Genomic DNA, 13,330 nt, shown 5'->3' on the forward strand with positions numbered 1-13,330 from the left:
ACTGCTCGTCCTGGTCACTGCTTCACGTACGGCACGCCGTCGGCGGCGGGCACGCGCACGCGGCCCACCACGCCGGCCACCGCGAACAGGGCCACCACGTAGGGGAGCATCAGCAGGAAGTCGCCGGGGATGCTCACGCCGCCCTCGGCGGCGCTCATGGTGCCCAGGCGCAGCTGCAGGGAGTCGGCGAAGGCGAAGGTCAGTGCGGCGAGCAGGGCGCCCACGGGGTGGTACCGGCCCAGGATCATGGCGGCCAGGGCGATGTAGCCCTTGCCGGCGGACATGTCCTCGCCGAAGGCGACGCCGGTGCCGATGGTGAGCATCGCACCGCCCAGGCCGGCGACGGCCGAGCCCAGCAGCACGTTGGACCAGCGGGTGGGGTTGACCTTGATGCCCACGGTGTCGGCGGCGCGGGGATGCTCGCCGACCGCCCGCACGCGCAGGCCCCAACGGGTGCGGAACAGGGCGATGGTCAGCACGATCACGATCAGCCACATCAGGTACACCAGGATGTTCTGGTCGAAGATCATCCGGCCGATCACCGGGATGTCCAGGAGAAAGCGCAGCACGGCACCGATGACCGGGATGTCGACCAGCCCGGAGCTGCCCAGGGTGGGCAGGCGCATCGGGGTGTTGAACATGCCGGGGTTCTGGCTCATCACCGAACCGAAGAAGAACGAGGTGATGCCGACGGCGAAAACGTTCAGCACCACACCGACGATGATCTGCTGGACCTGGTAGCCCACGGCGAACAGTGCCAGCATCACACCGATCAGCACGGCCACCAGCGGCGCGGCGATCAGGCCGGCCCACACGCTGCCCAGCAGGGATCCCACCAGGGCTGCACCGAAGGCGCCGAACAGCAGCTGCCCCTCGATGGCGATATTGATGACGCCGGCCCGCTCGGAGAGCACACCGGAGAGGGCGCCGAAGGCCAGCGGGACGCACAGGATGATGGTTGCCTGCAGCAGGGAGCCCACATCGAGCGCCCGTTCGGAGATCACCCAGGTCATGAAGGCCAGCACCCAGGCCACGGCGAACACCGCGACGATTGGGTTGCGGACGACCGGGCGGATGCGGTGCGGGCGGGACTGGAGGGCCCACAGGGCCGCGGAGGCCAGCAGGGCGATCACCGACAGGGCGATCGCCGCCCCCATGGAGGGCACGGTGATCTGCTGGGGGACGATCCCGAGGGGGTTGACGTCGTTCTCCCGTGCGATGCCGTAGGTGCTGTCGGCGCCGGGGATGCCCCGCAGGCCGAAGAACACCAGGGCGATCAGGCCCAGCACGGTGGTGGTCACCGGCAGGTGCCACCAGGAGGAGGGGCGTTCGTCGACGACGGCCTTCTGGACGACGGTGTCGTTCGAGGCGAGGCGCGGTGCGGCGCTCATCGGTCCTCTCCCTTCGTCTCGGTGCGGGCATCGGTGGTGGGTTCATCGGGCCCGGATCGGGACCGGCCACCGGGGATGTCACCCGTTGCGTCCGATCCGGCGGGGGTCGCATCCGTCGAGGCGGCGGTGGAGGTGCTCGCGGGCACGGCGGTGCTCCCCGATCCGGGGGTGCTCGTCGCGGCCCGGGCGCGGCGGCGCCGCTCCCCTGCCCCGGGGTTGTCGACGCGGCGCAGACCGATCAGGGTGCGCACCAGGGGCGGGGCGGCGATGAACAGCACCACCAGCGCCTGGATCACGGAGACGAGGTCCAGCGGGACGCCCTGGTTGGTCTCCATGTAGCGGCCGCCGGTGGACAGGCCCGCGAACAGCAGGCCGGCCAGCACGATGCCCACGGGGCCGGAGCGTCCCAGCAGGGCCACGGTGATCGCGTCGAAGCCGAGCGATCCGGCGATGCCCTCGGTGAGGCGCTTCTCGGTGCCCAGGATGTGCACCGCTCCGGCCAGGCCCACCAGGGCGCCGGCCACGGCCATCACCGCGAAGGATGCCTTGGCCGGGGAGATGCCGGCCACGCGGGCCGCACGCGGGTTCGAGCCCACGGCGCGGAACTGGAACCCGAGCGTCGAGCGGTTCATCAGCCACCACAGGAACACGACCACGGCGATCGCGATCAGGATGCCGAGGTGGAGGCGGTACTGGGGGCCCAGCAGCTGCGGCAGGGCGGCGGTGGACTTCACCGACGGGGAGGTGGGCTGGGCCTGGTTCGCCCCGGTGAAGGCGCTGGTCTTCAGGGCGAAGAACAGCAGGTAGGTGGCGATCCAGTTCAGCATGATGGTGCTGATCACCTCGTTGGCGCCGAAGCGCGCCTTGAGGAAACCGGCGATGCCGCCCCAGATGCCACCGGCGAGGACACCGGCGACCAGGGCCACCAGCAGGTGCAGCACGATCGGCAGCTCGAAGGTGAAGCCCACGTAGCCGGCGAACATGGCGCCAACGATCAGCTGGCCGGTGCCACCGATGTTGAACAGGCCGGCACGGAAGCCCACGGCCATGCCGCAGGCGGCGATGATCAGCGGGGTAGCGATGGTGAGGGTCTCGGTGAGCGGACGCAGGCCGCTCATCAGTGCCGGGCCCCACACGTAGGTGCCGGTGCCGCCGTCGGCCCGCAGCGACTCGAGCGTGCGGGTGAAGGCGGGGACGTCGAACACGGCGCCGCGGAACATCGCCAGGTAGGCCTGGGAGATGGACTGCCAGGCGGCGGTGAGGGTGTCGGAGGGCCGGGCGAAGAAGTAGCCGGCGGCCTCCCGCACCTCCTCGTCGGCGATGAGGATCAGGATCGAGCCGATGATGAAGGCGAACACGAAGCTCGCCACCACCACCAGCAGGTTTCCGCGGGCGATGTTCTGGACCAGCTGACCCCAGCGGCCCTCGCCGCGCTCGGCGGGGAGCGGGGCCTCGGGGCCACCGGCACCGGTGCCGCCGGCGCCCACGCCGGGTGCGCTGCCCTGGTCGGCGGCAGACGGGGTGACGGCGCTCATGCGAGCTCTCCTTCGTCAGCGAGCTGGGAGTCGGTGGTGCGGGCTCCGGCGGCGACGGCCTCGCGGGCCGCCTCGGCGGTGTACCCGGCCATCATCAGGCCCAGCACGTCGCGGTCGGTGTCGCCGGGGACGATGCCCAGGATGGTGCCGCGGTACATCACGGCGATGCGGTCGGCCAGCTGGGTGACCTCGTCCAGTTCGGTGGACACGATGATCACGGGGGTGCCGCGGTCGCGCTCGTCCAGGATCCGGCGGTGGAGGAATTCGATGGAGCCCACGTCCACGCCACGGGTGGGCTGGGAGGCGATCAGCAGTGAAAGCTCACGGTTCAGGGCGCGGGCCATCACCACCTTCTGCTGGTTGCCGCCGGAGAGCGTGGACACGGCGTTCTGCGCGGAGGAGGTGCGCACGTCGAAATCCTCGACCAGGGTCTCTGCGTTGGTGCGCACCGCGGCGGGACGCATCGCCAGGGCGGAGCCGTAGGGCGGGCGGTTGAACTGGTCCAGCACCAGGTTCTCGGCGACGGAGAAGTCCGGCACCAGGGCGTCGTGGGTGCGGTCCTCGGGGACGAAGCCGATCCCGGCGTCGAGGATCTGCTTGGTGGTGCGGCCCACCAGCTCGGCGCCGTCCAGCTTCGCGGATCCCTGCACGTTGTCCTGCAGGCCCAGCAGGGCCTCGGTGAGCTCGGTCTGCCCGTTGCCCTGCACACCGGCGACGGCCAGCACCTCGCCGCGGTGGACGTCGAAGCTCACGCCGTCCAGGGTGCGCACTCCGGATTCGTCGGTCACCCGCAGGTCGTCGACCTCCAGTGCCACCTCACCGGGTGCGGCGGGGGCCTTGTCCAGTGCGAGGGACACCTGGCGGCCCACCATCAGGGAAGCCAGGTCCGCCTGGTCCGCGGACGGGTCCGCACTGCCGACGACCTTGCCGCGACGGATCACGGTGATGCGGTCGGAGACGGCCTTGACCTCGCGCAGCTTGTGCGTGATGAACACGATGGAGGTGCCCTCGTCGCGCAGCTGGCGCATGATCGCCATCAGCTCGTCGGTCTCGTGCGGGGTGAGCACGGCGGTGGGCTCGTCCAGCACCAGCACCTCGGCGTGGCGGCTGAGGGCCTTGACGATCTCGACGCGCTGCTGGGCGCCCACGGGGAGGTCCTCGATGAGCGCGTCGGGGTCCAGGTCGAAGCCGAACCGGGCGGAGATCTCCCGCACCAGCTTCCTCGCGGCGCCGAGGTCCAGCATGCCGCCGCGGGTGGGCTCATGGCCCAGCACCACGTTCTCGGCCACCGTGAACACCGGGACCAGCATGAAGTGCTGGTGCACCATGCCGATGCCCGCCGCCATGGCGTCACCGGGTCCGGTGAAGCGCACGGGCTGACCGTCGATGAGGATCTGGCCGCCGTCGGGCCGGTACAGCCCGTACAGCACGTTCATCAAGGTGGACTTGCCGGCCCCGTTCTCGCCCAGCAGGGAGTGGATCTCCCCGGGCTCGATCACCAGGTCGATGGCGTCATTGGCGACGAAGGACCCGAAGGTCTTCGTGATCTCACGCAGTTCGAGCTTCACAGCACTCGCTTCCGTCGGCGCCGACCCCGCATGTGAGGTGCGGGGCGGGTGGGCGCGACCGTCCGGGGTCCCGGACGGCGCGGTGACGCGGCTCCTCCCGAAGGTGGAGCCGCGTCACAGGGGTGAAGGTCAGGACTCCGGGGCGGGAGCTGCCTCGGACTCGACGGTCACGGTGCCGTCGATGATCTCCTGCTTGAGGGTGTCCAGCTCGCTCTTCAGGTCGTCGGAGACCTTGTCCTCGAAGTCGTGGAAGGGGGCCAGGCCCACGCCACCGTTCTCGAGGGTGCCCACGTACGGGGAGTTGTCGAAGGAGTCGTTGGAGCCCTCTTCGGCGACGTCCTGGACGGCCTCGCCCATCAGCTTCATGACGGAGGTGAGGATCACGCCCTGCGCCTCGGCGTCGGAGGAGTTGGTCTCGTAGCCGTCGGCGTCGACCCAGATCACCATGCGGCCCTCGCCCTCCTTGGCGGAGGCCAGGGTGCCGGCGCCCACGGGGCCGGCCACGGGCATCACGATGTCGGCACCCGCGTTGTAGAACTCGTCCGAGACGGCCTTGCCCTTGGACTGGTCCTCGAAGGAGCCGATGATCGAGCCGGACTGGGAGTCCTTGTTCCAGCCCAGCACCTCGACGTCGGTGCCGTTCTTCTCGTTGTAGTGGGCCACGCCGTCGGCGTAGCCGTCCATGAAGATGGTGACGGTGGGGATGTCCATGCCGCCGTAGGTGGCGACCTTGCCGGTCTCGCTCATGCCGGCGGCGAGGTAGCCGGCCAGGAACGCGGCCTCGGCGGTGTTGAACTCGATGGGCTTGACGTTGTCCAGCTCGATCGGGTTGCCGTCGGCGTCCTGGGCGGTGGAGTCCACGATCGCGAAGTTCACGTCGGGGTTGGCCTGGGCGGCGTTGCCGGTGGCGGGTGCCAGCAGGAAGCCGACGGTGAAGACCAGGTTGCAGTCGGCCGAGACGAGGTTGTTGATGTTCGGCTCGAAGTCGGAGACGGCGGTGGACTCGGCGGTCTGGGTCTGGATGCCCAGCTCGGACTCGGCGGCCTCGAGGCCGTTGTGGCTGGACTCGTTGAAGGACTTGTCGTCCCAGCCGCCGGAGTCGGAGACCATGCAGGCCTTGTAGTCGGTGCCGCCGCTGCCGCCGTCGCTGCCGGCGTTGCCGCCGTCGCCGCCGGTCTCGGGAGCGGTACCGCAAGCGGCGAGGGTGAGGATGCCGGCGCCGGTCAGTGCGAGCGCGCGCGAGATGTTCTTCATGAAGGCAACTCCGGTGGAGACGTTTCGGTGAGGTCAGCGACCGGACGGGTCCGCATGGTGAACGGACTGAGCGTCAGTGGTCACCTGCAGGGTATCCGGGACCGGCGTCCCGTGTACGGCCCCAGGGCCCTTCCCCATGAACTGTTATGAAATCGACGCGCACGTGACCTGCGGGTGAACACCAGGAGAAGGCTGGTCAGAGCCTCGAAAAGGTGTGCAAATGGGAGGACGATCACACCCGTCGGTGGGCCCGCCCCCTGCCCATGCCCCGACTGTCCTGCCGCGGGGCGGGCCCGGTCAGGTCGGATAGGGGTCCCGCAGCACGCAGGCGGTGGCCAGCACCTCGGCACCGATGCCGATCGCGCGCTCGTCGATCATCAGGTCCCCCATGTGCAGGTCGTAGGTGCGACCTCCGGGAGTGCGGGTGCCCAGGCGCGCCAGAGCCCCGGGGACCTTCTCGAGGTACCAGGCGAAGTCCTCCCCGCCCAGGGACTGCGCGGTGGGGTCGAGGTTCTGTCGGCCCAACACGCTGGTGACCGCAGCGGAGAGCACCTCCACGCTGTGCGGGGAGTTGGAGACCGGGGGGACGCCGCGGTCGTGGGTCACGCGGGCCTCCACACCCCAGGGGCGCACCAGGTCGGCCAGCACCTCCTCCAGCAGGTCCTCGGCCCGGTCCCAGGCGTCGTGGTCCAGGCACCGCAGGGTGCCCTCGAGCGTGCCGGAGCTGGGGATCGCGTTGAAGGCGGAGCCCGCGTGGATGCTGCCCCAGGTGAGGTTCACGCCGGAACGGGGATCCATGCGGCGGCTGAGCGCTGCGGGCAGCTGGGTGGCGATCGATCCCAGTGCGTACACCAGGTCCTGGGTGAGGTGCGGGCGGGAGGTGTGTCCACCCGCGCCCCGTACCTGGATCTTCACCGGGTCGGTGGCTGAGGTGATGGGGCCGGACTTCAGGCCCACGTGCCCCACGTCCACCCCGGGGTCGCAGTGCAGGGCCAGGATCGAGTCGACGTCATCGACCACGCCCTCTCCGATCAGCTCGAGCGCCCCGCAGGGGTGCTTCTCCTCGGAGGGCTGGAAGACGAGCCGCACCCCGCGCCGCAGAGCTCCCTCCTCGGCCACCCGCACCAGGGCGTGGGCGGCACCGAGCACCGCGCTCATGTGCACGTCGTGACCGCAGGCATGGGAGACCCCGTCCACCGTGGAGCGGAACGACACGGTGGACAGCTCCGGGATGCCCAGGGCGTCCATGTCCGCACGCAGCGCCACCGGCTTCAGCCCGGGATCGGAGCCGGGGATGTCGCAGATCGCTCCGGTGCGGGGCATCCGCTGCGGTGAGAGGCCCAGGGCTTGCAGCTGGTCGACCACGTAGTCGGTGGTGCCGTGCTCCTCATGGGAGAGCTCCGGGTGACGGTGCAGGTGCCGACGGATGTCACGCAGGCGCGATGAACGCTCGGCGATCGTGCGGTGCAGAAGGCCATCGGCCCCCAGTAGGCCGTGGCCCGCCCAGCCCTGCGGGGCCGGCCCCTGCTCGGTCGATCCGGGCGTCGTCGTCCCCAGCAGTTGATCCACCTGTCGTGACCTCTATCCGTCCTGTGTTCCTGTGCGTCGCCTCGTCACCGTGGCACCGTTCGTCCCTCCGCTCGTCGCCGCTCGCGCGGGCGGCGACGAGGCGCAGGGCTCAGCGCAGATGGTCGAGCCCGGCCTCGGGGAGCCTGCCCACCAGGGTCGCTAAATCCTGGGCGTGCTCATCGGCGAGGACCAGCAGCACGTCATCGGTCTCGACGATGCTGACCCCGTCCAGCCCTACCAGGGCGACGTGACGATGGGTGGCACCGTACACCGTGGCCCTCGAGCCCACGGCATCGACGTGGGCTGTTCCCAGCACCCGGACATCGCAGTCCGGCCCGTCGACCCGGTTAACGCCCGCGACCGTCCCGTCGGATGCCCCGTCCGCCCCGGTCAGGTCGGTGCCCGCCCTGAGCTGCCGGGCGAGGGCTCGGAAGTCACCCACGTCGTCCCAGTCGAAGCCGGCGGGCACCACGGCCACCCTCCCCGCTGCAGCCAGCGGCTCTGCCAGGGCGTGGTCGATGGCGATGCTGGTGAGTGCGGGCCAGGTGCCGGCCATCGCTTCCTCCTCGCGATCGGTCCCGAGGGCCGCGGCGATGCTCCGCGCCCCTTCCGCGAGGGACGGGATCTGCTGGGACAGCGCGTCCAGCAGCACCGTCGCGCCGACGACGAACATCCCGGCGTTCCACAGGAAGTCACCGGAGGCCAGGAACTCCTCGGCGCGAGCGCGGTCGGGCTTCTCCACGAAGCGCACCACGGGCCGGGCGCCCGTGGACCGCAGTGCCGCTGCATCGTGCCCGTCCATGGCGTTCGCAGCAGTGCGCTGCTCGATGTACCCGAAGCCCGTGGCTGGATGGGTGGGCTCGACACCCAGGGTCACGAGGTAACCCAGTTCAGCCGCCCGCCGGGCAGCCGTGACGCTGCGGGCGAAGCCCTCGGTGTCGACGATCAGGTGATCGGCAGCGAAGGAGCCGATCACGGCGTCGGGCTGCTCGCGTTCGACCACGGCGGCGGCGAGAGCGATGGCCGGCATGGAGTTGCGGGGCGAGGGCTCGGCAAGGACCCGGGCCTCGAACCCCGAGGCCGCGATCTGGTCCTCGACTGCTGCAGCGTGCGAGGTGCCGGTGACGACGATCGGCGCAAGGTCGGAGAGCGGCGCCAGGCGGGCGAGGGTCTGCTGGAGGAGCGAGGATCCGCTGCCGGTGAGGTCCAGGAGGAACTTCGGGTGTGAACGGCGCGAGAGCGGCCACAGCCGGGTGCCGGCACCGCCGGCGGGGATCACGGGGACGAAGGGCATTTCGGGCATGGCGCCAGCGTACCGACCCGCGCACGCTCCCCGCCCGCGCATCCGCGCCGGGCTCTGCTCGTCGCCGGTGTGTCTGCGCCGGGCCTGTGCTGAGCCGTCGTCGAATCCCCGGTCAGGCTCCGGGGAGGCGTACTCGGACCTGCACTCCCAGGTGCTAGGCTGGCCGGGCCCCTGTCGGGGGCGATGATGATGTCGCCGTGTCGTGACGTGCTCGTCCATCCGGGCGTGCGCAGGCCGCGCGGGCCGGGCGCCGACACTCTCTGGCACACCGGTGCTCGCGAGGCTCTCGCCGCGGCAGCGCATCCTTCCCCTCCGGCCCCACCCCGTCGTTTCTGGAGGACCTTGTGGCATCAGCCCAGTCCGGGACGCTCTATCGCGGCCGCGAGGGCATGTGGTCCTGGGTCGCGCACCGCATCTCGGGAATGCTCATCTTCCTGTTCCTGCTCGTGCATGTCCTGGACACAGCACTGGTGCGGGTCTCCCCCGAGGCCTACAACGAGGTCATCGGCCACTACAAGTCCGTGGTGTTCGGCATCGGTGAGATCGGCCTGGTGGGCGCTGTCGCCTTCCATGCCCTCAACGGCCTGCGGATCATCCTGGTGGACTTCTGGTCCCAGGGCACCCGCCGTCAGCGGGCGTTGTTCTGGGGAGTCGTCGTGGTGTGGACGCTGCTGATGATCGGCTTCGTCCCCCGCCACCTGATGCACATGTTCGGAGGCTGACGATGACCACCGCTACCTCGATCCCGGATCCCTCGACCCGCTACCGCCGCACCGGCCAGCGCGGGATTAACTCCGAGATGCTGTCCTGGCTGTTCATGCGGATCTCCGGCGTGCTGCTGGTGATCCTGGTGTTCGGCCACCTGTTCGTGAACCTGTGGCTGGGCGAGGGTGTCAAGGGCATCGACTTCGCCTTCGTCGCCGGCAAGTGGGCCTCCCCCTTCTGGCAGGTCTGGGACCTGCTGATGCTGTGGCTGGGCCTGATCCACGGCGGCAACGGCGTGCGCACGATCATCAACGACTACGCGCGCGGCTCCACGCTGCGCCTGGTCCTCAAGGGGCTGCTGTACTTCGCGGTGGTGATCACGATCGTGCTGGGCACCCTGGTGGTCTTCACCTTCGATCCGTGCCCCGTGGGCGCCGATCCGTCCCTGCTGCCCTCCATCTGCGAGGGCTGACAGGGGGCGACGGCTACCTGTACCGGCTCCCCCGGCTCCCCCGGATCCCGGCGCCACCGTCACCCTTCCTCCCTCTGCCTCCCACCTCCCGCCGTGATCGAAACGGAGCACTGACACCCATGCAGACCCATAGCTACGACGTGGTGATCGTCGGCGCCGGCGGCGCAGGAATGCGCGCCGCCCTGGAGTCCTCCAAGCGCGCGCGCACCGCCGTGGTCACCAAGCTGTACCCCACCCGCTCCCACACCGGCGCGGCCCAGGGCGGCATGTGCGCTGCCCTCGCCAACGTCGAGGAGGACAACTGGGAGTGGCACACCTACGACACCGTCAAGGGCGGTGACTACCTGGTGGACCAGGACGCCGCCGAGGTGATGGCCAAGGAGGCCATCGACGCGGTGCTGGACCTGGAGAAGATGGGCCTGCCCTTCAACCGCACCCCCGAGGGCCGCATCGACCAGCGCCGCTTCGGCGGGCACACCCGTGAGCACGGTGAGGCACCCGTGCGCCGCGCCTGCTACGCCGCGGACCGCACCGGCCACATGATCCTGCAGACCCTCTACCAGAACTGCGTCAAGCAGCAGGTGGAGTTCTTCAACGAGTACTACGTGCTGGACATCCTGATGACCGGCGACCCCCGCACCGACGAGGGCGTGCGCGCCGCCGGCGTGGTCACCTACGAGCTGGCCACCGGTGAGATCCACGTGTTCCGCGCCAAGTCCGTGGTGTTCGCCTCCGGCGGCTTCGGCAAGATCTTCAAGACCACCTCCAACGCCCACACCCTCACCGGTGACGGCCCCGCCATGGCGCTGCGCCGGGGCATCCCCCTGGAGGACATGGAGTTCTTCCAGTTCCACCCCACGGGCCTGGCGGGCCTCGGGATCCTGCTGTCCGAGGCGGCCCGTGGTGAGGGCGGCATCCTGCGCAACAGCGAGATGGAGCGCTTCATGGAGCGCTACGCCCCCACGCTGAAGGACCTCGCCCCGCGTGACGTGGTGGCCCGCGCCATGGCCAACGAGGTGCGCGAGGGCCGCGGTGCCGGCCCCAACAAGGACTACGTGTACCTGGACCTCACCCACCTCGAGCCCGCGCACATCGACGCCAAGCTGCCGGACATCACCGAGTTCGCCCGCACCTACCTGGGTGTGGAGCCGTACACGGAGCCGGTGCCGGTGTTCCCCACCGCCCACTACGCGATGGGCGGCATCCCCACCAACATCCGCGGCGAGGTGCTGCGCAACGCGGTCGACACCATCCCGGGCCTGTACGCAGCCGGTGAGGTGGCCTGCGTGTCCGTGCACGGCGGCAACCGCCTGGGCACCAACTCCCTGCTGGACATCAACGTGTTCGGCCGCCGCGCCGGGATCGCCGCCGCGGAGCACGCCGCCACGGTGGAGCTGCCGGAACTGGCCGAGGGCGTCGAGGTCCCCACGGTGGAGCTGCTGGAGCGTCTACGCGACCGCCCCGCCACCGATGACCGCATCGCCGACATCCGCCGTGACCTGCAGGAGACCATGGACGCCAATGTCCAGGTGTTCCGCACCGACGAGACCTGCCGCCAGGCCCTCGCCGACATCGCCGCCCTGAAGAAGCGCTACGAGACCGTCGCGGTGCAGGACAAGGGCAAGCGCTACAACCTGGACCTGCTGGAGGCCGTGGAGCTCGGCTTCCTGCTGGACCTGGCCGAGGTCGTGGCCCTGGGCGCGCTGTACCGCAAGGAGTCCCGCGGTGGTCACTTCCGCGAGGACTTCGAGAAGCGCGACGACGCCAACTTCCTGCACCACACGATGGCCTACCGCACCCTGGAGGGTGAGCAGGGCAGTGAGGGCACCTCGATCCGCCTGGGCACCAAGCCCGTGGTGATCACCCGTTACGAGCCGAAGGAGCGCACGTTCTGATGACCGCTGTCGCCGAGAAGCCCGAGGCCACCTCCTCCGAACAGGGAGCAGCCGAGATCCCCTCCTTCGAGGTCACCCTGCGGATCGCCCGCTTCGACCCGGATTCGGAGCAGGGCACCCACTGGCAGGACTTCACCATCACCATGCACGGCACGGACCGTGTGCTGGACGCCCTGCACGAGATCAAGTGGCACCTGGACGGCTCGCTGTCCTTCCGTCGCTCCTGCGCGCACGGCATCTGCGGATCCGATGCGATGCGGATCAACGGCCGCAACCGTCTGGCCTGCAAGACCCTGCTGAAGGACATGGACATCGACAAGCCCATCACCATCGAGCCCATCAAGGGGCTGCCGGTGGAGAAGGACCTGATCGTGGACATGGAGCCCTTCTTCCAGTCCTACCGCGAGGTGATGCCGTTCCTGGTCGCCAAGGGGCAGGAGCCCAGCCGGGAGCGCCTGCAGTCCGCTGAGCAGCGCGAGCGGTTCGACGACACCACCAAGTGCATCCTGTGCGCGGCGTGCACCTCGTCCTGCCCGGTGTTCTGGACCGACGGCCAGTACTTCGGTCCTGCCGCGATCGTGAACGCCCACCGCTTCATCTTCGACTCCCGCGACGACGCCGGGGAGCAGCGCCTGGAGATCCTCAACTCCCGTGAGGGCGTGTGGCGCTGCCGCACCACCTTCAACTGCACCGAGGCCTGCCCCCGCGGCATCGAGGTCACCAAGGCCATCGCCGAGGTCAAGCAGGCGGTCATCCGCGGTCGCGTCTGAGCGTCGACCCGCCGGTCCGGGTCGCGGCTCCGGGGCGCGCCTCCGGGCGCGCCTTCACCGGGTACGCGCTCCCACTGCCTCCACCGGCCGCCCCTGGTCACCCACGGCTCCGGGTCGCGGCTCCACCGGCCACCCGACTCCGGCCCTGAACAAGAGGGCGTTCCCGTACCAGGATTCACCGATCCTGGTACGGGAACGCCCTTTCGATTAGTTCCTGGTCCGTGACCGCTCTGAATCGTTGTAGTTCCTTGACGGCGTCGACCGCTGTCCGGTGCGGTTGCCTGGTCGGCCCAAACGTTCCTCCCCACCCTCCTGGCATCCACAATCTCCGACGTGGGGGGAGCTCTGGGAGTCCGCCGATCTATGGTCGGCACCATGCCGGCATCCACACCCGTGACACCTCATGCGCTGCTTCACAGAGTTCACTGGATCGACACCGGGATGAATCCACGCCGGCTCTCCAGTGAGGAGTTCACGAGAGTTTTCTCCGGGTTCTACACCCCGACCTGTGCACCGGCCAGTGTGGAGGCGATGGCCTGGGTGCTCCAGAACAAGGTCGTACCGGGCGCTGTCATCAGCCACAGCACAGCAGCTCTGCTCCGTGGTATCCCGCTACCGCCACAGCTGGAAGATGGTGTAGGCCTGCTCTCCGGGGTGAGGTACCTCGGCGGGGGCTCCGTCCTCACGTCGCCGTTCATCCCCGAGGACGGGGAGCTCGATGATCGTCCGCGGTCCACAGCCCCCACTCGTTCGCCGGTGAGTATTCGTAGTCGTGGGAGCCACCGAATCTTGCTCTTGGGGACCGCCGATCGTGCCGACGGGGGCCAGTAGCCGCCGCGGTGGGGACCACTGGCTCCCGCCGGCATCG

The 13,330-nt window shown here is 69.7% G+C and carries 11 protein-coding genes; 4 read left to right on the forward strand and 7 right to left on the reverse strand.

The window, feature by feature from the left end; genetic code table 11:
- Positions 1-14: 14 nt before the first annotated feature.
- The 6 genes from JOD52_RS10940 to JOD52_RS10965 form a co-directional block, all read right to left on the reverse strand.
- A complete protein-coding gene (locus tag JOD52_RS10940; RefSeq protein WP_204409968.1) occupies positions 15-1,391 on the reverse strand; it encodes an ABC transporter permease in 1,377 nt (458 codons plus the stop codon).
- Complete coding sequence (locus JOD52_RS10945) at positions 1,388-2,926, reverse strand: ABC transporter permease (protein WP_204409970.1); 1,539 nt, start codon at positions 2,924-2,926, stop codon at positions 1,388-1,390. The genes JOD52_RS10940 and JOD52_RS10945 overlap by 4 nt, the downstream gene beginning before the upstream one ends.
- Entirely contained in the window at positions 2,923-4,494 is a 1,572-nt protein-coding gene (locus JOD52_RS10950) for an ATP-binding cassette domain-containing protein (protein WP_204409972.1), read from the reverse strand. Before JOD52_RS10950 ends, JOD52_RS10945 begins: the two co-directional genes overlap by 4 nt.
- A gap of 129 nt (positions 4,495-4,623) precedes the next feature.
- The gene (locus tag JOD52_RS10955) at positions 4,624-5,748 is read right to left on the reverse strand and encodes a BMP family lipoprotein (protein WP_204409974.1); all 1,125 of its coding nucleotides are present in this window, start codon (positions 5,746-5,748) and stop codon (positions 4,624-4,626) included.
- 297 nt (positions 5,749-6,045) lie between these two features.
- Complete coding sequence (locus JOD52_RS10960) at positions 6,046-7,317, reverse strand: M20 family metallopeptidase (protein ID WP_259804033.1); 1,272 nt, start codon at positions 7,315-7,317, stop codon at positions 6,046-6,048.
- A gap of 109 nt (positions 7,318-7,426) precedes the next feature.
- A complete protein-coding gene (locus JOD52_RS10965; RefSeq protein WP_204409975.1) occupies positions 7,427-8,620 on the reverse strand; it encodes a mannose-1-phosphate guanylyltransferase in 1,194 nt (397 codons plus the stop codon).
- A 344-nt stretch (positions 8,621-8,964) separates the two neighbouring features.
- On the opposite strand from JOD52_RS10965, the gene sdhC reads away from it, so the two are divergent.
- From sdhC to JOD52_RS10985, 4 genes are all read left to right on the forward strand, one after another.
- A complete protein-coding gene (sdhC, locus tag JOD52_RS10970) occupies positions 8,965-9,342 on the forward strand; it encodes a succinate dehydrogenase, cytochrome b556 subunit (RefSeq protein WP_204409977.1) in 378 nt (125 codons plus the stop codon).
- 2 nt (positions 9,343-9,344) lie between these two features.
- Entirely contained in the window at positions 9,345-9,797 is a 453-nt protein-coding gene (gene sdhD / locus JOD52_RS10975) for a succinate dehydrogenase, hydrophobic membrane anchor protein (protein ID WP_204409979.1), read from the forward strand.
- Positions 9,798-9,916: 119 nt separating this feature from the next.
- Positions 9,917-11,692 (forward strand): succinate dehydrogenase flavoprotein subunit, encoded by a 1,776-nt coding sequence (sdhA, locus tag JOD52_RS10980; RefSeq protein WP_204409980.1) that lies wholly within the window; start codon positions 9,917-9,919, stop codon positions 11,690-11,692.
- Positions 11,692-12,462, forward strand: coding sequence for a succinate dehydrogenase iron-sulfur subunit (locus JOD52_RS10985; protein ID WP_204409982.1), 771 nt, complete (start codon positions 11,692-11,694; stop codon positions 12,460-12,462). Before sdhA ends, JOD52_RS10985 begins: the two co-directional genes overlap by 1 nt.
- Before the next feature lie 494 nt (positions 12,463-12,956).
- On the opposite strand, the gene JOD52_RS10990 is transcribed toward JOD52_RS10985, so the two are convergent.
- Positions 12,957-13,328 carry a hypothetical protein gene (locus tag JOD52_RS10990; protein ID WP_204409983.1) on the reverse strand — a complete coding sequence of 124 codons (372 nt, stop codon included), beginning with the start codon at positions 13,326-13,328 and terminating at the stop codon, positions 12,957-12,959.
- Positions 13,329-13,330 lie beyond the last annotated feature (2 nt).

The sequence above is a fragment of the Brachybacterium muris genome (genome assembly GCF_016907455.1).
In the GTDB taxonomy this organism is placed as follows: domain Bacteria; phylum Actinomycetota; class Actinomycetes; order Actinomycetales; family Dermabacteraceae; genus Brachybacterium; species Brachybacterium muris.

Bases quoted from the DNA above. Each gene is read 5' to 3' on its own strand.
- sdhD (WP_204409979.1), top strand. From the start codon at position 9,345: ATGACCACCGCTACCTCGATCCCGGATCCCTCGACCCGCTACCGCCGC.
- sdhA (WP_204409980.1), top strand. From the start codon at position 9,917: ATGCAGACCCATAGCTACGACGTGGTGATCGTCGGCGCCGGCGGCGCA.
- JOD52_RS10965 (WP_204409975.1), bottom strand. From the start codon at position 8,620: ATGCCCGAAATGCCCTTCGTCCCCGTGATCCCCGCCGGCGGTGCCGGC.
- JOD52_RS10990 (WP_204409983.1), bottom strand. From the start codon at position 13,328: ATGCCGGCGGGAGCCAGTGGTCCCCACCGCGGCGGCTACTGGCCCCCG.
- JOD52_RS10940 (WP_204409968.1), bottom strand. From the start codon at position 1,391: ATGAGCGCCGCACCGCGCCTCGCCTCGAACGACACCGTCGTCCAGAAG.
- JOD52_RS10945 (WP_204409970.1), bottom strand. From the start codon at position 2,926: ATGAGCGCCGTCACCCCGTCTGCCGCCGACCAGGGCAGCGCACCCGGC.
- JOD52_RS10985 (WP_204409982.1), top strand. From the start codon at position 11,692: ATGACCGCTGTCGCCGAGAAGCCCGAGGCCACCTCCTCCGAACAGGGA.
- JOD52_RS10955 (WP_204409974.1), bottom strand. From the start codon at position 5,748: ATGAAGAACATCTCGCGCGCGCTCGCACTGACCGGCGCCGGCATCCTC.